At 52.3% G+C, this 22,217-nt stretch carries 15 protein-coding genes; 9 read left to right on the top strand and 6 right to left on the bottom strand.

Annotation, left to right across the window (positions count from 1 at the left end; genetic code table 11):
- Positions 1-62: 62 nt before the first annotated feature.
- The 3 genes from IC230_RS31775 to IC230_RS31785 are packed head-to-tail and all read right to left on the bottom strand — an operon-like array spanning position 63 to position 1,994.
- On the bottom strand, positions 63-560 hold the full coding sequence (locus IC230_RS31775; protein ID WP_191043116.1) for a hypothetical protein: 498 nt from the start codon (positions 558-560) through the stop codon (positions 63-65).
- 50 nt (positions 561-610) lie between these two features.
- Positions 611-826, bottom strand: a complete 216-nt coding sequence (locus IC230_RS31780; RefSeq protein WP_191043117.1) for a hypothetical protein — start codon at positions 824-826, stop codon at positions 611-613.
- A 7-nt stretch (positions 827-833) separates the two neighbouring features.
- Positions 834-1,994: a tail fiber domain-containing protein gene (locus IC230_RS31785; protein ID WP_191043118.1), complete on the bottom strand. Its 1,161-nt coding sequence runs from the start codon at positions 1,992-1,994 to the stop codon at positions 834-836.
- A gap of 693 nt (positions 1,995-2,687) precedes the next feature.
- Between IC230_RS31785 and IC230_RS31790 the strand changes: the two genes are divergently transcribed.
- A complete protein-coding gene (locus IC230_RS31790) occupies positions 2,688-3,104 on the top strand; it encodes a MarR family winged helix-turn-helix transcriptional regulator (RefSeq protein WP_223860992.1) in 417 nt (138 codons plus the stop codon).
- Between the two features lie 308 nt (positions 3,105-3,412).
- On the opposite strand, the gene IC230_RS31795 is transcribed toward IC230_RS31790, so the two are convergent.
- Positions 3,413-7,354, bottom strand: coding sequence for a hybrid sensor histidine kinase/response regulator transcription factor (locus IC230_RS31795; protein ID WP_191043119.1), 3,942 nt, complete (start codon positions 7,352-7,354; stop codon positions 3,413-3,415).
- 1,267 nt (positions 7,355-8,621) lie between these two features.
- Here IC230_RS31795 and IC230_RS31800 point away from each other — a divergent pair.
- The 7 genes from IC230_RS31800 (at position 8,622) to IC230_RS31830 (ending at position 19,090) form a co-directional block, all read left to right on the top strand.
- Complete coding sequence (locus IC230_RS31800; protein ID WP_191043120.1) at positions 8,622-9,272, top strand: hypothetical protein; 651 nt, start codon at positions 8,622-8,624, stop codon at positions 9,270-9,272.
- A 130-nt stretch (positions 9,273-9,402) separates the two neighbouring features.
- Complete coding sequence (locus IC230_RS31805; protein ID WP_191043121.1) at positions 9,403-10,845, top strand: tail fiber domain-containing protein; 1,443 nt, start codon at positions 9,403-9,405, stop codon at positions 10,843-10,845.
- Positions 10,846-11,060: 215 nt separating this feature from the next.
- On the top strand, positions 11,061-14,147 hold the full coding sequence (locus tag IC230_RS31810; RefSeq protein ID WP_191043122.1) for a hypothetical protein: 3,087 nt from the start codon (positions 11,061-11,063) through the stop codon (positions 14,145-14,147).
- A gap of 166 nt (positions 14,148-14,313) precedes the next feature.
- Complete coding sequence (locus IC230_RS31815; protein WP_191043123.1) at positions 14,314-14,964, top strand: TetR/AcrR family transcriptional regulator; 651 nt, start codon at positions 14,314-14,316, stop codon at positions 14,962-14,964.
- Between the two features lie 400 nt (positions 14,965-15,364).
- A complete protein-coding gene (locus tag IC230_RS31820; protein ID WP_191043124.1) occupies positions 15,365-18,238 on the top strand; it encodes a T9SS type A sorting domain-containing protein in 2,874 nt (957 codons plus the stop codon).
- Between the two features lie 49 nt (positions 18,239-18,287).
- Positions 18,288-18,428, top strand: coding sequence for a hypothetical protein (locus IC230_RS31825; RefSeq protein WP_191043125.1), 141 nt, complete (start codon positions 18,288-18,290; stop codon positions 18,426-18,428).
- Positions 18,429-18,802: 374 nt separating this feature from the next.
- On the top strand, positions 18,803-19,090 hold the full coding sequence (locus IC230_RS31830) for a hypothetical protein (protein ID WP_191043126.1): 288 nt from the start codon (positions 18,803-18,805) through the stop codon (positions 19,088-19,090).
- A 391-nt stretch (positions 19,091-19,481) separates the two neighbouring features.
- Here the strand turns inward: IC230_RS31830 and IC230_RS31835 are convergent, their stop codons facing one another.
- Positions 19,482-20,120 carry a TetR/AcrR family transcriptional regulator gene (locus IC230_RS31835; protein WP_191043127.1) on the bottom strand — a complete coding sequence of 213 codons (639 nt, stop codon included), beginning with the start codon at positions 20,118-20,120 and terminating at the stop codon, positions 19,482-19,484.
- A gap of 165 nt (positions 20,121-20,285) precedes the next feature.
- Positions 20,286-21,284, bottom strand: a complete 999-nt coding sequence (locus IC230_RS31840; protein ID WP_191043128.1) for a hypothetical protein — start codon at positions 21,282-21,284, stop codon at positions 20,286-20,288.
- Positions 21,285-21,819: 535 nt separating this feature from the next.
- Between IC230_RS31840 and IC230_RS31845 the strand changes: the two genes are divergently transcribed.
- On the top strand, positions 21,820-22,095 hold the full coding sequence (locus IC230_RS31845; protein ID WP_191043129.1) for a hypothetical protein: 276 nt from the start codon (positions 21,820-21,822) through the stop codon (positions 22,093-22,095).
- Positions 22,096-22,217: the final 122 nt, after the last annotated feature.

Consider the following 22,217-nt stretch of genomic DNA (forward strand, 5'->3'; position numbering starts at 1 on the left):
AGCAACCGGTTGAGATTTTGTCCTAACTCTGATGCTAACCCGTATTAACTAACCTGCATCCTTTACTGCTGGAAATACTCCACCTTGTCGGCGTCGATGTTGTTGGTAGCCTTCGCTTCCACCACCGTGTCCGGTAGCACCGTCGAACTAACCGTCAGCACACCCGAGGAGGACCCCGGGCTCAAGCTGCCCATTAAACCGAAGGAGTGCACATCCCCAGCCGCTACCAACTGGCGGGTGGTTAAGATGTAGTAGTTGGCATTTGTATCGGTAAAGCTCCAGGCGCCGTTCTGTACGTCTCGCCCGTTGACCCTGGTCAAGCCTGAATCAAAGCTCAACTGGAGCTTGGGATCTTTACTCACCCGCACACTAAAGCTGCCAGTGGTGGCCACCGAGTTTAGTTCGAACACATCCACCACCACGGTGAAGGGTGTTGAGCCGTAGACCGACGTAGGCCGGGCGTAGAGGATGGGCGAGAGGTCCGATAACGCTGTGGCCGTTACCACGTACAGGTTCTGACTGGCGAGTGTATTGCTGACGGTGTGGGTGGTTAGGCTCACGGTGCTGCCGCTGGTAACGCTCAGATCGGTGCTGAGAGCGGGCGAGTAGGCTAGTTGCAGGGTATGCTGGGGTTACCCGTCACCGGAGTGCTAGTGCGTTGGAGGCTGTTGTTGGTCACGCTCAAACTGAGGGAAGGTGTGAGCGTCAGGCCGTCCACCGATACCGTGGTGTTTGGAAGCACCGTCATACCGTTAGTGCCCACCGAGAGCTGAGCGGATGTGGGCAGGGCTACCAGCAGTAGGCAAAGAAGGAGATAGATTCCCATGGTGGGCTTAGGGTTGGCGGGTGAGGGTGTGGCTGGTCATTTGTCCTTGCAGGGCCGCTTCAATCTTATCCAGACGGGCCTGGGTTTGGGTTTTCAGAGCTGCATTTTCCTCTCGTAAACTCTTGTTCTGGGCTTTCAGCTGCTCCACCTCCTGGATCAGGGCCTGAATGGCGATCAGGTTCACCCCGTCAAAATCGGCCTGATTGATGGACTTGTCTTCGCCGATGACCCCTAGCTCATCGTGGCCAAAGGCGGCAAAGAACTCCTGGGCCATGGGGCCGTAGTGGCGGTAGTGTTTGGCGTCCTGTCCTTTGTAGTTCCAGGAGCCTAGTTTTAACTGGGCAATCTTCTGCAGAAAGCCAGCACCGTCCACGGAGCGGAAGTTTTCCTTGCGAGTCGAGTCGGAGAGCGTCTGCCAGGCGTTGCCCCCAGGGCTGAGGTAAACGCCAAAGGAAGCCGCTGCGTTGGAGAAGAGTTTATAGCCCCCCGCAAAGCGCATCATCATCTGGTCCCTAGCATCGTTGTTCGTGGTAGTATTGGCACTAGAATGATCGCCCAGGATAAAGCTACCGGCCTGTTGATTGGTGCTCACTAGATTACCCATGGCCGTCGAAAAATCACCACTGGCAGTGGTGACAAAGCCCATGGCTGTTGAATAACCACCCATGGCGGTGGTAATGTATCCCATGGCCGTTGAATTATCACCACTGGCGGTAGTGCCTTGGCCCATAGCCGTCGAATTATCACCACTGGCGGTGGATTGGCCCATAGCCGTTGAATAGGCACCTCTGGCGGTGGATTGGCCCATGGCCGTCGATAATGTATCACTGGCGGTGGAATTGTAGCCCATGGCCGTCGATAATGTACCACTGGCGGTGGAATTGTAGCCTGAGGCAAACGAATATCGGCCGACCCTTGTGTTGTCGCTAGCTGAGGAGCGGCTCCAAGCATCGCTGTCAACATAGCCTACTCGGAAGGCCCCCTGGCTGGCGTACCAGATAAGCTTGTTAGTACTAACCACCTGGTTGGTATCCGACCCAAACAAAACGGTACGGCCTGCCGACACGTTGAAGAAGGCTTTGGGATTAGTTGTGCCAATGCCCACCTGAGCCAGGCTAGCCGTAGCTGTCATAAATAGCAAACCGTTCAGGAGAAGATATTTTTTCATAAATTAGTTATTGTTAAGCCGCTGAAAAAGGCTACGGCTGGTAAGATACAGAGTTGGGCCAATGTACTAGCAGAAATGTATGCCAACGTGTTAATTTGGTAGGTGAACAACTTAGTTCTGTCAGTAAGCGGTACGACTAGTTGCCGAGAATAATTGCTTGAGGAGTGGATGGGCTCACCAATCAAGGACCCAACTGGAACCCAGCCCACTAACTATACTAATTAATCAGGTTAGGTATGACCATTTACTTAGGGGAAGGACAAGGACTAGTCTTCTTGCTTGCCATGCGCTTGCAAACGAGCTAAAAGCCACTGATTCGCGGTATGTAAAAATCAGGTGGCCGCTCTATAAACGCGGTCAGCTTTATAGTTTTGTAGCCTACAGCTCGAAAAGGCATCTCAACAAATGCCCGAATTACAGACACTCGAACCTTTTTTCGTCTCAGTTGGGAGCATTAAAGGAGACGACAACTGTATATCACTAGATTACTCATTGTGGTATGTCCTGATGCAATAGATAAACCAACTTTAAAATCTACGATTTGGTGGCAAAATGTTTTTAAGCTGGAGCATCACTAAAAAAAAAGTCAACCCTATTGACTATATTTATAGCCTGTAATTCGCAATGATGGACACCCAAAAGCATACCGTCACCGTTGATTTTAATCACTCTTGTCTTGGTCGTAACACCTCAATGATGCATTTAATGGGGCGGCTCAAACGGTTCACCAGTACGTTTATTGAACCCCGTCTACAGGCTCTGGGCTACACCGACTTTAAACTGAGTTATCTCGTTTTTTTATCGTCTATAGACGAACAGGGCATAACTAATAGTGAGTTAGCTAAACAGGCCGGGGTGACCAAGCAGATGACGAGTAAGATCGTGAGCCTATTGGAGGAAGCAGGCTATATCTACACCCAAAAGAAATCGGTTGATTGCCGATCTAGCCTCATTTTTTTAAGTGATCGCGGCAAGGCGTTGTTTGTCCAGCTTAAGGGCTGCATGCAGGAAGTTCGGAGTAGATTTGACGCACTTGTTGGCCACGGACGTATAGAACAGATGATAGAAACGATTACCCAACTGGTCGATGAACTGGACAAAGTGGAATAAGCTAGTGACGAGTGCCGTTTTAGGCCAAACTCGATGTAGCAGACTGCTTCAACCAATCAACAGGAGTCGAATCCTCTTTACGTATGCGATGTAAGATCTCGCTTTACATCTTCTTCCAAATCACAGTATCGTAAAATACCCCATTTCTTGGAGCAGAGTTATGACATTCTATCGTCTCACCTATGAGCGGAGATATGAACGCTCTATCGTCTCAGTTGGGAGCATATATATAAGCGTTACGTTCGTCTCACGAATGAGCGTTTGAAGAGACAGAGTACAAACAAACCTAAAAGCATACGATCCATATTTTATACTTTCCTTTGAGTCCATTTCGCGGGTGTTATACCGTACTGCTTTTTAAATTCACGGCTAAAATACTGCGCATCCGAGTAGCCCACCTGCGTAGACACTTCCATATGATTATGTCCATCACTCAACAGTTCAGCCGCTTTCTTAAGTTTTAACTTTTTAATAAAATCGTTCACCGTCATGCCGCTCTGGGCTCTTGTTCGTCGATAGAGCACCGGTTCGCTAACCCCGACGTGGCGCGCCACCATTTTAATGGTCAGATCCGGATTGGAGATATTGGCCTCTATAAACTCAGTGATTGATTGGAGAAAGGGTTCTTCGGGTATGTGATCTTTGTCCGTTGGTTCCTCTGTCAGCGTACGACTAACCCGTTGTTGAATTCTCGCGCGCGCCAGTAGCAGATTCTGGATGTGGAGTTCCAGAATCTCCACTTGAAAAGGTTTAACCAGATAATGATCGGCGCCTTGTTCAAGGCTTAATAGGCGATACCGCTCCTGATCAGAGGGCAACAGGAGAATGGCTGATATGTGAGCAGTTTCTGGTTGTTTCTTTAACGTAGATAACAGACCGTACCCATTGAGATCCGGGATCGATACGTCAACGATAAGGATATCCGGTACGATCTGCTGCGCCTGCCGCAAAGCCTCTAGCCCACTCGAGCAAACACGGACCTGGTAATGGGCTGTTAGACGAGTTAAGAGATAATCTCTAAAGGCCTGACGTGGGCCCACCAGCAGGAGGGTAGGTGTGTTACCAGTAGTACTAAATGCGGTTTCCCCCTGGTTGGGGGCCACTCCGGAAAGCCGGGCCTGATCGGTCGGTATGAAGTGGGCAAGGTGGCTATTGCCTTTTCGAAGCGTAATCATTACGCCCTTGACCGGAACGTCCGCTCCGCGGGAATAGGTGCCGACAGAGCTGAGGCTGCCCCCGTGCTGTTCGATGATGCGTCGGCTTAGGGAAAGGTCAGCATCTAATGTCCGGCTGGATGAATGAACAATTGGGCCGGGCGTACTAGTGAAATAGTCAGTAAAAACTACTTCCTGAGATAAAGGCTGGCTGGTGGCCATGACCAGGATACGTATCGTGTCAGCGAAGTCGTGGGCCATTACGTACGTGTATCCTTGCTGAGGGGTGAGCTGACATACCGTTGATATAATCGCGTAGAATGCCTTTTCCAACAGGATAAAATCAAACCACAGTTCCTGTTGGGGATCGATGTTGCCCGTGCTGACAATAAGCTGAACCTGGTATGATTCGAGTACCGCTTTGTACATGTTCGCGGTCAACCCCAGAATGGGATGCAACCTATAGCGGTCGGGCCGCAATGTCCAGGTGTACTCATTTACCTTGCTCAGGCTTAGTAGTTCCGTCATCAGGGTGGCTAAGTGATCGACATGTTCTTTGATCGTGTGGGCCGGTGTGTTTACGCCTGCGTGTTCAGGGTGGCTCGTATTGATCAGCTGTTCAGTGGGTAGCGAAATCTGCATGAGCTGGGTCCGGATCTCGTGGCTCATGTGATAAAGGAACGCCAATTTGCCTGCATATAGATCCTTTTCTGACTTTGTCGTTTTCCAGATATAAAAGAACCTGACCGTTGCTGCGATGAATCCACCGACGAAACTAACATAGAGCAGTGAGGCCCACCAGCTCCGCCACCAGGGACTCTCGACGTTCAGCTCAACCAGTAGCGGGGCTGACCACACGCCGTCGCTATTGGCCGCTTTCAACCGTAACTGGTGCCGTCCTGGTTCCAGGTTATTAAACGGAACCTGAGGGGTCGACCAGTACTGCCAACGGGTGTTGTCCAACTGATAAGCGTAGCGGTTCTTAGACGGCTGGATAAAATTGAGCGCGGCATAATTAAGGGTGAAGACCCGATTCTGATACGGTATCTCAAATGAGTAGCCTGACTGGCTGGAATTCGTAGCTAGTGGGGTGACGGCCTCGTCAACCAGTTGCCCGGGCCGGGACATCGACGTAACGATTATCTTGGGGGGAATGGTGTTACGATTGATTTTTGACGGGTCGATGCTAATCAACCCTTTGTTGGTGCCCCAATAAAGTAGGTTATTGGCTTTTCTAACTGATTTAGATATGAGGTCATAGCCCGGAATACCATCAAAATAATTGTAGTTAACAATAGTACTATCATTTAAATTGAGCCGGTAAATATTATGCGCCGATGAAACCCACAATACGTTATCTTTTTCTTCGACAATATTGATCGCCTGGTCGGGTAAACCATCCAGTTTTAACGGATGGAATTGTTGATCTTGTGGACTAAAGTAAGAAAGGCATTGCTCATAGTTGTACCCAATCCAGACTCGCCCTCGGCTATCTTCGGTAATACAAATTGGCCTACCCCGTCTTGATACAATACGTTCCCGAGGTATAGGAAACGAAATGATCTTGGGCCGAAGTTCGTTTTTAATCAAATAAATACCTTCCCGCGCATTGACCCAGAGGTTGCCTCGGGAGTCCTGGAATAAACGGACAATAAAGCTAGTCTTAAGCACTGGGAATGGGGCATGAAATGTTTGCGTAGACCGATCAAATACTAAAAGTCCCCTTTCCGTTCCGACCCAGAAATTTAGCTGCCGATCTTCGAGTAGCGCATTAATCCGTCCCGAGCGGAATAATGCTGATCCGTTGTCAATAGACGAACCACTACCCAGTGATGGAAGCTTTTTTAGGCCTTGTGAGGTGCCAGCCCAGAGCGATTGGTCTTTGGTCTGAATAAGATCCAGAACGATGAGGTTTTGTGCTACTTGTTTTGTAGGAATTAATGGATCATGTTCCAGTTCACATACGCCAACATCAGTACCTAGTAACAGGCGATTGGTGGGTAGCGCATACACACAATTCACCTGGGGCCGATCCGGATTACAGGCGGGATAGGTGGTCAGCAAGGGCGCATTCATACTGATAACGCCCGCTCCGTCCGTATCGGACCCAAACCAGATGGCTCCATCTTTGTCTCTAAAAAGGCACAATATGAGTTGACCTGAAAGACCTTTTGACGATGGGTCTGACAAGATTACTTTCTGCTTTACCCCGTCTTTATAGGCAAAAATATCTTTCCCGGCTGCCACCCCGACCACGCCCTGTAAATCTGAATCCATGTCCCTGATTTTTTGAGCGTGTCGGTCAACTAATTTCCACTGCTTATCAATCAGGCTATATAGATACCCTTTTTCGGTGCCTACCCATAGCTGTTTCTGGTCGTCGAAGAGCAACGCGGTTACGTTATCATCAACGAAAACGGGGGTGGTTTTTTGGTTGACGATACCGGTCTTTAGCTTACCTTGATGCCATTCCAGCGAGAATAGCCCTTTGTCGGTGGCGACCCATATCCTGCCTCGATTATCCTCACAGACTGCTTGTACAGCATAGGGACCCTTAGCGGGTAGGATATATTTTGTTTTTTTATAGTGATTGCCAGACCCCGTCAGTCTCGTTAGGCCGTAGAGCCCGGCACATGAGGCAATCCAGATCTGCCCTTTTGAGTCCTCGTAAAATCGCTCGATCCAATTCGTCCGGTTAATTTCCTTTATCCGGGAGGATGGAGGAGTTAAATAGTAGCGGGTAAAGGTTTCGGTCCTGGGATCATACAGATTGAATCCTTCATTTGTTCCCACCCACATATTCCCCCGTGAATCGTTGAGTACGCTTGTTACATAAGACGAAGACAGGCTCGTCGATGCTGAATCTTGTCTAAATAGCTTTGTCCGATAGCCGTCATAGCGTACCAGTCCACTGGATGTGGCCAACCAGATGAAACCCCATTTGTCCTGGCCAATGTTCATGACGACATTTTCTGGTAAGCCCTGCTGAGAAGTTAAGTGCGTAAATAAAAGCCGCTTGGGTGGTCCTGTTTTTAGTTGAGCTAATGAGACGATATTCAATCCTAGAATACAAGCAATTAAAAATAGCGTTTTCACGTATGGCAAAGAGGAAGTTAACAATTAGTAGAAGTACAGATATTGAGCTTTCGTATAATTATAAAATGATATACTTGCCTTTCTAAAGGATACCCGTGGTTTTATAGAGAAATTCGGTTTACCATAGGGAGATCGTAGTTAGACAAAACTGCCTGGGGCTGGAGTACCAGGTAGCCCTGCCTAAAGAACTGGTCTTTACGCATTCAGTTCAGTAATAAAGAGGGTTTACAGCACGGAGCGAACTTATACCGTGTGTTTTACGAAGGCTTCAACAAACCCACCAATTGCAAAACCGGATTGAACTCCACCAAGCCACCAGGCCTGTTCAAACGTTCTGGAATTGACCTATACATAACGCGTTTAAGATGATCTGACAAGTCTACCGATTTACGATGCACAACGAAGAATGGCTAGTCTCTATCGTTTTTCCTTCCCGCATGAGTGAACAGGTCAGTATGATGGAATTTACCCTCCCACAAGGCTCGACTACATTGATTGTATAAACAGGAAGATGTAATATACTTGTTTGACAAGCACAAGGGCAACACTAGTTTAATCTAAAAAACCAGGCTGTAAACAGTAATAACAGATTGATTTAGAAGATCAAAATTAACTTTTGAATAGTAGAAAATCACAACGGTCAGGTAATTAAAATTGAGTGTTTTTACTCATATAGTTAAAAATAATCTATACTATTTTAAAAAGTACGAATAACAATAAGCTAGGTTATTCTGAAAACTATTCAGAACTAAATTATTTAGTAAATGGCACATTTTATATATCAATTTTCTGATTATCAGTATATTAACTAGTACACTATGCGCTACAACTTTACTACGAATACATGAATAAAGTCAATACGTATATATATTTATTAAAATGCTGATATAGAATTAGTTGCATATATAAATTAATAAGCAAAAGCAACTAGCCATACTATTAAGCCAGTATCGGCATTAGTAGATTTTTATTAACCTTTTGAGTAACGTAAAGTACAAGATAGTCTATAAAAATTGACAGAATTGTCATGTGGTCAACAAATGATGAGAGCATACATTTGTACTACTCCCTATACTACTAGTTAATCAAATTTTTAAAAGTCTATTAAAAAAGTATAATAAATTCAAATCGGTTACTTGCCTGGTATGCCCGGAAATACTTCCGATTTAAGTTTGCTGGTTTCGACTTTATGCCAAATATCTGAAACTAGACCAGGCGATCTATATCACCCTTAATAGATTAATAACCAATCCATATCCACACCCGTATGACGTGCCTCTCTACCTTTACATGGACTGTTCTAGTTACCCGCTCGAAAAAGTGGGGTATACTGTTCGTGCTGTCCATGCTGGGAAGTGAGATCGCTATTGGTCAGGATAAACCCGATTCGACTAGTGGCCTAGGGGTTTTCGGCAACACACTGGGTATTCATGAACACGACACACTGACGATAGCCGGTAACGTGGTGGTGCTAGACTGTACCACTATTAAAGGAACCGGAACGCTCTCATTACGTAGCGAAAAACCCCAGCGGGTGCTGGCCCGCCATAGTCAGGTAAGAAATCTCCATATCAACAATCCGACTACTGTTCGGCTGGAAGGTGAGCTGCTGGTGGCTGAGGAGCTAACCATCGAACGGGCGGTGTTCGATACGCGGACGGGACACCTGTCCCTTTCCGACAGTAGCCAGTTACGGCTGCGGGCAGCTGGACGACTGGTGCTGGCCGACAACGAGCTAAGCGGCCATATTCCTACAAAACCCTGGCCCGATGGCAGAACCCTGTGGGCACTGCTGTCTTCGGAAATGTATGGCCCCCTTGCTCTGGTTACCCAACGACAGTACGTAGCGCCGGGAGCCGTTGCCCAACTGGTGAGTCAACCGCAAACGACTGTCTCACCACCTCCCGAATCTGAATAAGCCAGTTGTCCTGAACGGGTCTGCCGGTACGGCTAACGGGCCAGGACCCCCAGGAAAGACCACTCAACTACGTAATAATCCATTATCATTCCTTGTCACTTTTTAGAAAAATTTTACCCAAATACGTATTATGAAACTTCAACATTTATTTTTTGCCGCTGCGGTATTAGCCGTGGCACACACCGCTCAGGCGCAGGTAAAAGTGGGCGACAACCCCGGCGTTATCAACGGCGGCTCAGCCCTGGAAGTAGAAAGCACCAACAAGGGCTTACTCATGCCCCGCATTTCCCTGACTACCACCACCACCTGGGGCCTGGCGGGTACGGCTGTAGCGGGTATGAGTGTTTACAACAGTAACTCGGGTATCACCTCCAGCAATACGTCCTACCCGGCCTCAGGGGTGGGCGAGTATTACTGGGATGGCACGGGCTGGGTCAGCAAGAAAAGCGGAGCGGCCAGTAGTGCAGTAGCTGCCGACAACGGCTTGACGGTGGGTTACAACAGTGCGGGGAACATAGGCCTGGGGGGCACTTTGGCCAAGAATACGGACGTAGCCACAGCGGGCTTCAATCAATCCTTTAGCGGTACGGGCAATTTCGGTATCGGTACGAATGCGCCCGGCTCCAAGCTTACCGTTGTCAATGATAACGGGTCTGATGCGAAGGATGACATCGTTGTCCAGACGTATTCCTCGGCAACGACACCGGTCGTAATTCTGCAGTCATCGGGTGGTACGGTTGCCGCACCCGCCAATATAGCTAATGGCAGAAGCCTGGGCGGTTTTAATTTCAATGGTCGGATAAACGGCAGCCAAGCCTTTTTAAGTAATGTGCAGTCCTTTTATCAGGGTGATGGTACCACTGCGCTGAGTGACCTGCGATTAACTACCAGTAGTACCGAGCGCATGCGGATCGACCAGACTGGTAACGTAGGCATTGGTATAACTGCACCTGCCTATCAACTGGATATTGATGGCGGCAGTGGTACTGCTATGCGGATTCAGAATGGTGGTGACCTGCGTTTTACGGTAGATAATGATAACACGAAAGGCGTGGATCTTTACACGCCCAGCGGCAGTAACGCTTCATTTCGGTTCGCTGGATTTGGTACTGGCGCTGCCAGTGCAACCATCAATCTGACCACCGGAGCCGTTACGGGTAGCTCGGATAGCCGCCTGAAAGAAAACATCCATACAATCAAGGATGTGACCAGCCGTCTGATGAAACTGCGTCCGGTCACCTACAACTACAAAACAGATAAAGCGACTGTAGCGCCTGGCCTGATTGCCCAGGAAGTAGATAAAGTATTCCCGGACGTAGTAATTCGCCCTAAAACGGAGAAGGAATACTATAGCCTGTATTATCAGTACTTCACCCCCTACCTGATCAAAGGATTCCAGGAGCAGCAGGTCCAGATTGAAACGCTAAAGGCTGAGAACGCGAAGCTAACTGCCCAGGTTGCTGAACTGGCCGAACTTAAGCTTGCCGTGGCCGACATTCGTCGGGAACTGGTAAAGGTAGCCGTTCGAAAAGTGAACGTAACACCCAAAGGCAGCAAGGTAGCGAAACGCTAACCCCGTAAGTCGGCCGTGAGCGAGAAATAACAGTCATCGCTCACGACTGGCTACGCCCCTGAGCCACCGCCTACGTACCGGTTGCGTTATCAGTAAAAACCGCCCATCGGGGCCGGTTTGCCAGAAAGGCAGGCGCATCCTGCAGGATGTGCTTTCCCCGCGCAGAACGTGTCGAACCGATCTTATTTTTAGTATCAATTCTAACCAACACCTCCATGAAGAGGAAACTTTATCTCTCTCTTGTTCTGCTGTGCATAACCCTGGCAGGCTACGGGCAGGGTAGCCAGATCAACAGCACCGTGCGCACCTACCCCGGAGGATACTACGGTGTTTATGGCCAGCTGACGTTCAATGCGGGCTATGTCGTTACGCCCAGGAACAGCCCCACCACCAGCTCGGTCTATTTCACCTCTGGCTCTAGTTGGACAGCGGCCTCGGATGGCTCTTACGTGGACGGCTACGCCGAAACCCAGGGCAAAACGGGCTTTACCTTCCCCGTGGGCCGGGAGGTGACCACCGATGCCAATGGCAATCCATCCCCCGCCGGGAACGGGTCGTTGCGGACCGCAGGCTTTTCGGCCCCCACCGCTACGGCCTCTGATCGCTTTCAGGGGGCCTACTGGCAGACCAACCCCACCAACGCTACGTTGCCATCGGGGGCCATGCCGTCGGCCAATGTCGGGACGGGAGTCCAGACCGTCAGCACAGTTGAGTACTGGGACATCAACGGAGCCGTTCCGGCTACGCTGACCCTAACCTGGGATGCCACCAGTGCGCTGGCTACGCTGACCAGCAACACGCTGAGCAACCTGACTGTTGTGGGCTACAACCCCTCGACCAGTAAATGGGAGAATCTGGGCGCAGCCGCCGTGTCGGGCAGCTTGTCGGGCACGGGCACCATCAGCACCTCGGTAGCCGCTTTTGCGCCCAATACCTATACCGCCTACACCTTTGGTAGCCTGACAACGAGCGCAACCGGAGTTGCGTATATCTACCTGCACAAGAATGCGACCGACGAAGACTCAAGCCCTGATTTTCCCTTCACCGTAACCGGGCCCAATAGCTTTACTGGTAGTTACTCGCTCAACGACCAGCACCCGACTAATTTCGTTCGGGACGTGGGCGCAACCGGTAACGGCGGCTTGTACGCCGTGGCCGGAAATTCGGGCGCTAGCTATCCAGTCTATTATAGAGCGGCTAACTCATCTATTTGGACACAACTAGCTGGTCTGAGTGCCACTCGGATCGACGGCGGGCCAGACAATGCGAATATTCACATGAATAGCGGGGGCAATGTCTATTACTATAATGGGACTACAACCACCAATCTAGGCTCTACCAATGCAGTCGATGTGGCCTTTGACAAATCCGGCACTAACCGGGTCTTTTATGTCAATAGTAGTGGGCAGCTCTTTTATCAGAACGCAACCGCTGCCTCTGGCAGTTGGACCCAGGCTACAGGAATAACCACGCAAAACATTGATGTTGCGCCAACCGGGCGGGTCGTCTCAACGGGTGGCACCAACTACGCAACGGTCTACATCTCTGACTTCAATGGGACCAATTTAGTCAACCTGGGCAATCCTACGGGAAGTGGAGTAGGTGACGTGGCCGTTGGTGATGATGGGATTATTTATGCAATACAGAATAATATTGTTTACCGATACTCCGGAGGCTATGCCGCTGGGGGCAGCTGGGTAGCCGAACCAACCAGTCGGCTGGCAGCCAGAATTACGGGGGGGAACAATGGGCAGATGTGGATCACAGCGGGGTCGGGTGGTAACAATACGCCCTCAAGTATCTGGAGCCGCACAGCGGCTAATGGGTTCTGGATCGACGATGAGTCGGTACGCACCGCCGGCAGCAATTCAGTGCTCATTCCGGTAACGCCGGGCACCTACTCGGTCACGGAGACCACTACGTCAGGCTGGGACCTGGGGGCCATCGACGTGTACGATCCCACCAACAACTCCACCGCCAACGTGGTGTCTGGCACGACTTCGGTCAACGTAGCGGCCGGCGAAGTGGTGCATCTGGTCTACCGCAACTTCCAGGTCACCAACTTTCAGGTAGTCAACACCTGCACAGGTACACCCTATCTAGAGACCTTTGGCACGGGCAGCACCACCACGCTGGGCGGGCCATTAACAGGCCAGACCAGTTACCATTACATCGGCACCAGTGGCGTATTCGTGCAAGATGGCTACTACATGGTGGCCAGCAACTCCTCGCAAGCAGCTGCCGGCGGTACTGCATTTGGCTCTTTTAATGATCACACCACGGGTGACGGCACGGGACGGATGATGCTGATCAATGCCAGCTACGACAAAGGGGAGTTTTTCCGGCGCCGATTCACGGGGCTGCTGCCGGGCACGGCCTATAGTTTCTCGGCCTGGATCATGAACCTGAATAATCTGTCAATCAAACCCAATGTACAGTTCCAAATCATCGATCCGGCGACCAAGACCGTCCTGGCCACCCTGGCTACGGGTGACATCACCACTGTCGGCCAGTGGGCTCAGTATCAGCTCCAGTTCACCGCCAGTCAGGGCGATGTCGACCTGGTATTAAGGAACAACAACATTGGAGGAGGGGGAAATGACTTGGCTCTGGATGACATCAGCTTCGGGCTGGCTCGTCCCAACCAGCCCCAGGTCAGTGTGACGAACGGTACCTGCAATGCACCCGCTTCGCTGACGATCACCGCGCCAACGGGTGTCTCGCTGGAGTATAGCCTCGACGGAACGAACTTTCAGAGTAGTACGGTGTTCAGCCCCGTTACACCCGGCAGCTATTCGGTAACAGCCCGCTACACCAATTCCGTAGGTTGCGTGTCGACGCCAGCTGCGGTGACGGTAACGGCTACGGCCTGCGTTCCCGACTTATCTCCGGTGATTTACGCTCGACCTTCGACCATCTATGGAACGACGCCCATTACAGTTGTGGTCGACGTGATAGAATTGTTGGGAACACCTACCAGTGGCACCGTTGTCGTCTATCTATCCAAGGACGCAAAGGTCAGCTTGAATTATGATATGAGTGCTACGCTGATCAACAGTCGGTCGGTACAGAATAGCGCCTGGACCGTGGATGCCAGCTCGAATTCGAATTACTATATTCTAACGACCAGTAATGTGGTGCCAGCGGGCGACAAGCTCTCGTTCGGTTTCACAGGTACATTGACGCCGGGAGCTACGACGGGTACGGTGACGATGAGTACGGTGATTAAAGGCGGTGGTGGTGGCGAAGTGCGGGTCAATAATAACGTGGACGCGGACAAGATCGATTATTTTCAGCAGTAACTACGTAATGTCTCTACCCGTCTGCGGCTCTGAACCGCAGACGGGTAGAGACATTTTACGACAAAAAGCGATTGGGTAAAGCAAACGGACTGGACAGTCCATTCATTCGAGCCGTTTTATTGACAAAACGATTCAAACTGGATACAACAGAGATCTCATTTTAGCAATGCACAAACAAGCTGAAATTCGCCAACGAATCATGAACGCTCTGGAGGAGGTTATGAGCGAGCAGGGAATGATGGGTGTTTCCGTTGGGGTGATTGCCCAAAAAGCCAACGTGAATAAGGGACTCATTTACCGACACTTCGGCGGGGTGAAGGGACTGCTGAATTATTACATCCGGGATAGCAACGCGTTTCCGCATTTCACCCTTGACTATCTGGAGCAACTTTCTCTGGTGCAGTCTGACGATGCCGCCCGACTCTGGTCGGGGCTGATAATTCAATTTTTTCGCCAGCTGCGCTCCTCAAAAGCCAGTCGGGAAGTGCTCATCAATAGCTTGGTCCGCGATAAGGGACTGGCAGAAACCATTCACCAGACCCAGCATCAGCAGCTGACGGGTCTGTTACAACGGGGTTCACCAGCCCAGGAGGCTGACAGTCCGGCTATACTGGCGATTCTGCTGGGAGGGTTATATTACCTGACCATTCTGGCCCACAACAACCAGCCGATGCTGGGCATTGACCTGCGAAGCGAAGCGGGTTGGCAAGGAGTGGAAGAGTCTATTCGCTTGATTTATAGTAAGCTTACTAAATCCGACAGGCACGCCCATTCGCTGCGGGACCAACCGCTTTCGACCCACTCGCAGGCGGCCTAAGCACTATGTCCTTGACTGATCAACATGAAATCTACGGATAAACCGTAGTAGATCTCCGGCGTTTTCAATCTATTCTTCCTTTTGTTGGATCAGCCCACTGTTACACCAAGTCTTACGGACGAAGAACTGATTCGTCGATCTTATCCACTCAATCAACTCTTTGTCAGAAGAACATCTTGACTAGCGGCATATGGTCTAAAGTCTCCCAATCACTGTCTATGGATCACGCCGGATAGGGTACCAGCAGACAGGCCCAGCTAATGAGTAAGCCTGTTCCCCATGGTGACCGCTGATGAAGAGTAAGCTAAGAGGGTTTTGGATCACGTGGAGGATACGGTAAAGAATTCGTATTATTTTTTTCTGCATTTTATTGTTCAATCTACTTAAAACCAATTTATTAATGAAAAAAGCACTACGTATGTTATTGGGTTTATGGCTGGTGGCGGGAAGCCTGAATCGAAGCTGGGCACAGTGCCCGGCGGCCAGCTCTTACGCCACCTCCACGACGGCGGCTACCTGCCCTTCCAATGGCGTGATCCAGTTGACTAACCCGGCTGATGTGGCCGTATCGGGGGGGAGGGGTGTTCCAGAAGCGGTTTATACCATTACGGCCGGACCCGCTGGCGGTGGCTATCAGACCACGGGGCAAAGTGCCAATCAATTTCAGGGCCTCCCCCCCGGTACGTACACCGTGACGGTGTCCAAACCCGGTTGCCCCGATGTGGTTGTCAGCGGGATCACCGTCAACACTACTTACACGCCTATTAGCCTGATCGCAACCGTAAGTAACATCTGCGCCAACGGCCAGCCCGGCGGGACCATCAATGCTTCAGCATCGGGTGGTCTGGCCCCCATCCAGTACGCCTTTGTGCAATCGCCTAATGCCAACATTGCGGACAATCTGCTAACCTATGGCCCGGCCTCCTCAACGGCTACGGGTGGCTACGGCCTGTTTCAAGTGCGGGCCAAGGATGGTTGCGGGGTATTTACCACCAACACGGTCGATGTGGAACCCATTGCTAAACCGGCGTATTTTACTTTCGATGGCACGGCCAAAGACTGTCAGACATACGGCATCAAGGGCAATCTCTCTTCCACATCCGACAATCAATCCGTCAGTAGTCCGTATGTTGGTACGTATACCCTGGAGTTCTTTGACATAACCGCCACTAACCCCTGCGCTATTCCGGGTGGTGCAACTCCCTTTAAGACGATTCAGGCTACTTCTCAAAGTGATCTCAACTTTGATCTGGCCAAAACCCACGGCAAGTTTGTGGTGCGTACGACTGGTCCGTGTGGCGATGTCACTACGTTCTGTTACGATCTGGCCAGTACCCTGGCGCCCATTGTTGCTTTCCGGACTGCACCCTCCTGTCAGCAATTCAATGGAACCAACGGCACCGACATCCAACTCAAGACCGGTTACTTTGCGGGTCCCGGCAGCATCACCATCAGCAGCGCGGGACCAGGGAACCCCGTCCTGGCGACCGGTACGTTTTCGCAGACCGCCACCGAGACGACAAGGGGGGTTGTGTTTCCGGTGGCTTATGACCCTCAGGGGTACCTGGCGCAGGTCACCGATGCCTGCGGGGTGGTTTACTCTTATACGATAACTACGCCCCCGGGCGCTGGTGATGCCGTCACTGCCGACGTCTTTTATACCAATCTGGAGTGCGCTAATCAGATTGGAGCCAAACAAACTTGGTTCAAGCTGACGGGTGGCGTAAAGGGCTTATTTGACAGTGGATCATCGGTCCAGGTCGTAGCCGGGCCCTCCGGACCGATTTCACCAGCGATTCAAGCCTTTCCGATCGGCGACCTGGATATATATAAAGTCCGTAACCTACCCCCCGGCACCTACACCGCGCAAATTAACACGAGCACTACTGGCTGCGGCCCCACCAGCTTTACGTTTGCCGTACCTCCCAATTCACCCTCCTCGCCCGGTTTAACCTACAACCTGACAGGCTCCGTGCAGGCTTTCTGCGGGGGTACGGGTAGTCTGGCGATCTCCTTCAACTGGAACGGAGGTACCGACGTGACCTATACGGTAACCAATTCGAGCGGTCAAGCGATTGCCAGTAATACCTCAGGTGTCTTTACGAATCTGCCCGCGGATACCTATACCGTAACAGCTTCGGCCACCACCTATTGTGACAATAATTTTACCCAAACCAAAACCTTTACCATTCCCGGACCCAACTCGGTTCCCGTTATTGAGAAGAAAGTAGGTATCATCTGTGAAAATGGGAACACGGCAACGGCCACAGGTCAGGCACTTTTTCGCTTCACTGGCTTTGCGCCCTATCAGTTCGAAATCAGTCCATCCGGCACCAACTCCTGGTCAACTATTGCCACCGGGATTACTGCTTCCGATTACGTGGTGAGCAACCTGGCTGCCAACGCGACCTACGATTTTCGCCTGACGGACAACTGCGGCAAATCGACGGTGACTACGGTTTCGATTAAACCATTAGACGCCCAAACCGTTGAAAATACGCTCAATCCCTGTAACGGGCAAAACTACACGCTCAGTGCCGCTGACTTCCCCGGGGCTACATATAGCTGGACCAAGGATGGCAACCCCATCTCGACCAATCGGGAAATTACCTTCTCACCCTACCAGTCCATCAATAATGGTCAGTATGTGGTAACCATTACCCTGCCTCAGGGTTGCGTGGTACGAACGTCCACGGCTAACCTTAACAGTGGCAACTGCGGTGGGCCTCTTCCCGTAAATCTGATCGCCTTTGATGCCAAGTTGCTGGCAGACCAAACGGTTCAGTTGGATTGGGTAACGGCCAGCGAGCAGAACAACGCTTACTTTGAGCTGGAGCGCAGCAAAGACCTTGTGGCGATTGAGCCTATCGGCCGGGTGATGGCCGCGGAAGGCAAGGCGTTGAGTGGTCATAATTATCGCTACGTGGACACTCAGCCTCAGTGGGGCACGAGTTACTATCGACTTCGGCAGGTCGATCAGAGCGGAGCCTCGGTAGCCTACCCCTGGCAGGTAGTGGTGATACGGGATGAAGCCTACGGGGTAATGCCCAACCCGGTGCTGGACCAGCGCTTCAGCGTGAGCCTGGACGAACCACAAACCGCTAAGGTGCAGCTCTTCGGCGCTGATGGTCGTCAGATAAGTCTGGATCGAAATGCGCTAAGTAGCCATCGTCTGGAATTGAGACCGAGCAGCGTATTGCCGGCCGGGGTGTATGTGCTGCTGGTTGAAGAACGTGGACAATCTCGATCTCATCGCCTGATAGTGGCCCCTTGAGGATCCCTGTACTGACGACGATACACACAGGTAAACTAAAAAAAACGGCATGAAAACTACCCGTACGTACAAACCGACAACGTTAATCCGGAAATCCTACCAGTCCCCGCACGTGAGAAAACTGGGCAGCGTCGGCCAATTAACGTTGAAACTCGGCTCGCTTAGTGATGGCATGAGCGGCCACCTGTAAAAACATGCCCGCCGGAACGTTGCCAAAACCGTCTAATTTATCTTGAGTACTTGGGCAAAACAGACGGTTTTTGCTAGGGCTTCATTCCGCACGTTTCCCCGAGAACTGCCAACTTTTTTGTCTGAGTTTATTGATGGTGGGCAGTTGTGTCATTTCGTACCCTGAATGTAATTTATCAGATTCCTAACTTAGCCCTTTTCAATTGAGGGGACGGGTTTCAATCGGATAATACGATCGCGTATTGTTTCCAACCAAATCGCTTCTACCAGCAGACCAGAGGATGCCAAAGGAGAGCCACGAACTCATTCGCTTCCATGGCGGGTAGGCTATGTTTCTTGGGTCAACAGTGCGGCAAGGTAATTGGGACAAAAAAGATGAACCTTTCAAAAAAAGAGGATTGTAGGCTGGTAATCGATGGCATTACTCCTTCCCGGGCCGGTAGCAGCACCACGGCCGGAATATGGGCCTGGCATCCGCTCCAATTCAGGGATAGCCAGGGTAATGTCGATCTGGTACTCCGCCCTAACAACATTGGCGGAAGGGTACCCTGGCTGACAGTCGTTTTGGGCCAGCCTAACTCGCCACCCCTCAGCATGACCAAGCGTAGGGTCAACTTACTGGCTTCAATGGTACGCTCACGCCAGGAACTACGACGGGAGTAGTGACTGTCAGTTCGGTAATCATCGGGGGTAGTGGGGGCGAGTTACGGGTCAACAACAACGTTGATGCCGATAAGATCGATTATTTTCAGGAGTAACTACGTAATGTCTCTGCTCGTCTGCGGTTCAGAGCCGCAGACGAGTAGAGACATTTTACGACAAAGAGCGATTGGGTAAAGCAAACGGACTGGACGGCCCATTCATTCGAGGGTTTTCTGAGACTCGTATACCCTGGCTACCACCGATCACTTTCCCCACGGCTCAGGGCAAACCCAGCCCCCTAACAAAGCACGCCCGGACCGCCGTTCTCCCAAAACAACCAGCACAGGAAGGGCCCGTTTTGCATTTGTAACCACCCCGGCCCGCTCTTTCAGTCAGTCGAGTCAGCGCGCGGCTAGCGGCTTGGACTAACTGAAGCCGACGGATCAGCAAGCCGTCGCTCCCCCCTGGGGGCTTTACCGAGCTGTTGGCAGAGCCGCTGCAGTGAGGCCTCCACGCCTTGCCAGCCCGCTTCACTCCGCAAATCGATCCCCAGCATTGGCTGATTCGCGTCAGCCATGAGGGTCAGATAATAGAGTCCCCCCAGCAGAAGGGCCAAGCTCGCCCGTCGGCCCGCTTCCTCGGGCAAGACCAGCCGCTGGGTGAACTGGCCTAAGGCCTGGTGCTGGGTTTGGTTAATCAACTCACTCAGCGTTGCATCGCCCACTAGCCCCGCCTTCAAGACGGCCCGGCTGGCCTTCGAGGCCCGTAGCTGGCGAACATACTGACTTAACTGCCGGGCCAGCCAGGATAGCTCATCGCCCCCTTGCCCCAGGGCTGAAGGCTCTAGGGTGAAGCTGGGGAAGAGCCCACTGTGCTGAATGTAATAAGCCAGTAAGCCGGGCACTCCCCCGTAATGATTGTAAATAAATCCCTTGCTAACCTGGGCCTTTTGAGCAATGACGCTCACGCTGACGCCCTGGGTGCCGTCTTCGGCCAGCACCTCTTCCAACACGGTCATGATCCGTTGCCGGGTTTGTTGTGGATTGTCCATTTGAAAGGATAAATAAACCGGTTCACTGGCTAACCACCGGGGAATTTGTCCCGAAAAGGCACCCAGGAATCAGTTGATGGTTTGGCGAGGCCAGTCAAAACCGGGGTGAGCCCGCGACGAGCGCGATAAAAAGCCCGCTGCTGCTCACCCCGACCGGTCTGAGATTTACTGTTGGAAATACTTGATCTTGTCGGCATCGATGTTGTTGGTGGCCTTCTGCTCCCCTCCGCTGCCTCCCACCAGCGTGCCGCTCACCGTCAGCTCGCCCGAACTGGACCCCGCGCTGAACTGGCCCACCAAACCCACGCTCAGCCTATTGCCGGCGGCTACCGGCTCACTCGTCGTCAGGGTGTAGTAGCCGTTCTGGGGACCGCTTAACTGCCACACCCCGTTGGTCACCACCCGACCGCCCACGCTGGTGGCATTGGCCGGCAGGCTCAAGCTCAGCTTGGCATCCTGGGTGATCTTCAGGGTGATCAGACCCTGGCTGGCTACCCCATTCAACTCCACCACATCCACCACCACACTGAGCTGGCCGCTGCCATACAGCACGAAGGGCTGGGTGTAGAGAATCGGACTCAGATCCGTCAGCAGGGGATTGACCGTCAGGCTGGCCGCGGTGGAGGTGACCGAGCAGGCTCCGCTGGTGATCACCACCCGGTAGCTGTTGCCGCTCAGGGCGGTGGTGGTGTTGGCCACGCTGAGGGTGGCCGAGTTGACCCCGGCATACGTGGCATCGTTGGTCAGATCGACAAAGCCGCTGCCGGCGTCGAGCTGCCATTGGTAGCTCAGGGCACTACCGCTGGCGCTGGCGCTGAAGCGGGCGGTCTGGCCGGTGGTGAGGCTGACATTGGCGGGTTGCTGGGTGATGGCGATGGGCTGGGAGTCATCGGTGAGGGTGGTGGAGGCCACCTGGCTACAGCCGTTGGTCCCAATGACGGTGACCGAGTAGACGCCGGCGGTGGTGACGGTGGCCGATGATCCATTGGCGGTGATGCCGCTTTGGAACTGGTAGCTCTCCCCGCCCGAAGCGGTGAGCGTGACGCTGGGTTTGTTGCAGCTCAGGGGCCCATCGTTGGTCAGCGAAGCGGTGGGGGGCGTGGTGCTGCCGGTGACGGTGGTGGAGGCCGTGGCCGTACAGCCGTTAGGGCCCGTCACCGTCACCGAGTAGACCCCCGCCGTGGTTACTGTCGCCGTCGAGCCATTCCCCGTAGGCGTAGCCCCAGTGCCAAACACATACGTGAACGGCCCAGGCGCTAGTTGCCGTAGCGAACCGATGGGCGTCACACTAGCAGGGGCTACTCGGCCTTCAGCGCTCAGGGTTACCATGGGGTGATCGCAACTGAGCGGCCCGTCATTCGTCAGACGCACCTGTGGCTCATCCAAGTTTTGATCAACAAACGTAGCGCTAATGGCTGTGCAGCCGTTGGGGCCCGTCACCGTCACCGAATAGCTACCCGAACTGTTGATGGTGGCGGTTGATCCATCGCCAAAGGGGGTAGCCCCCGCACTGAAGACATAGCTGATACCACCTGTAGCGGTTAAGGTTACACTGGTGGTAGCACAAGTCAGAGTCCCATTGTTGGTCAGACCAGCCGTGGGGGGCGTTTGATCCCCCGTGACGGTGACGGTGGCTGTGCTGGAACAACTGCCGGTAGTGGCAGTCACCGAGTAGAGACCCGGGGCATTGACCACGGCGGTGCCTGATGCGGGATCACTGCTGACCAGACCCGGCCCACTGAAGGCATACGTACTGCCCCCTGTGGCCGTCAGCGTTACGCTGGTTACCGAACAGGTCAAGCTGTTGCTGGCGACCAGACTGGCCGTAGGAGCGCTGGTGCTGCCCGTGACGGTGGTGGAGGCCACCTGGCTGCAACCGTTGGTGCCCGTGGCCGTTACGGAATACACGCCCGCTGCGCTCACGCTGGCCGTAGGACCGTTGTTGATCTGGGTAGCGCCCGCACTGAAGACGTAGGTGAAGTCCGGGCCCAGTACTTTCTGGGCTGAAGCCGTCAAGATTACGCTGGGGTTGGCGCAGCTCAAAGGACCATTGTTGTTCAGGCTCACCGTGGGCAGGGCCTGATCGCCGGCCACCGT

It is taken from the genome of Spirosoma validum, assembly GCF_014699035.1.
GTDB lineage: Bacteria > Bacteroidota > Bacteroidia > Cytophagales > Spirosomataceae > Spirosoma > Spirosoma validum.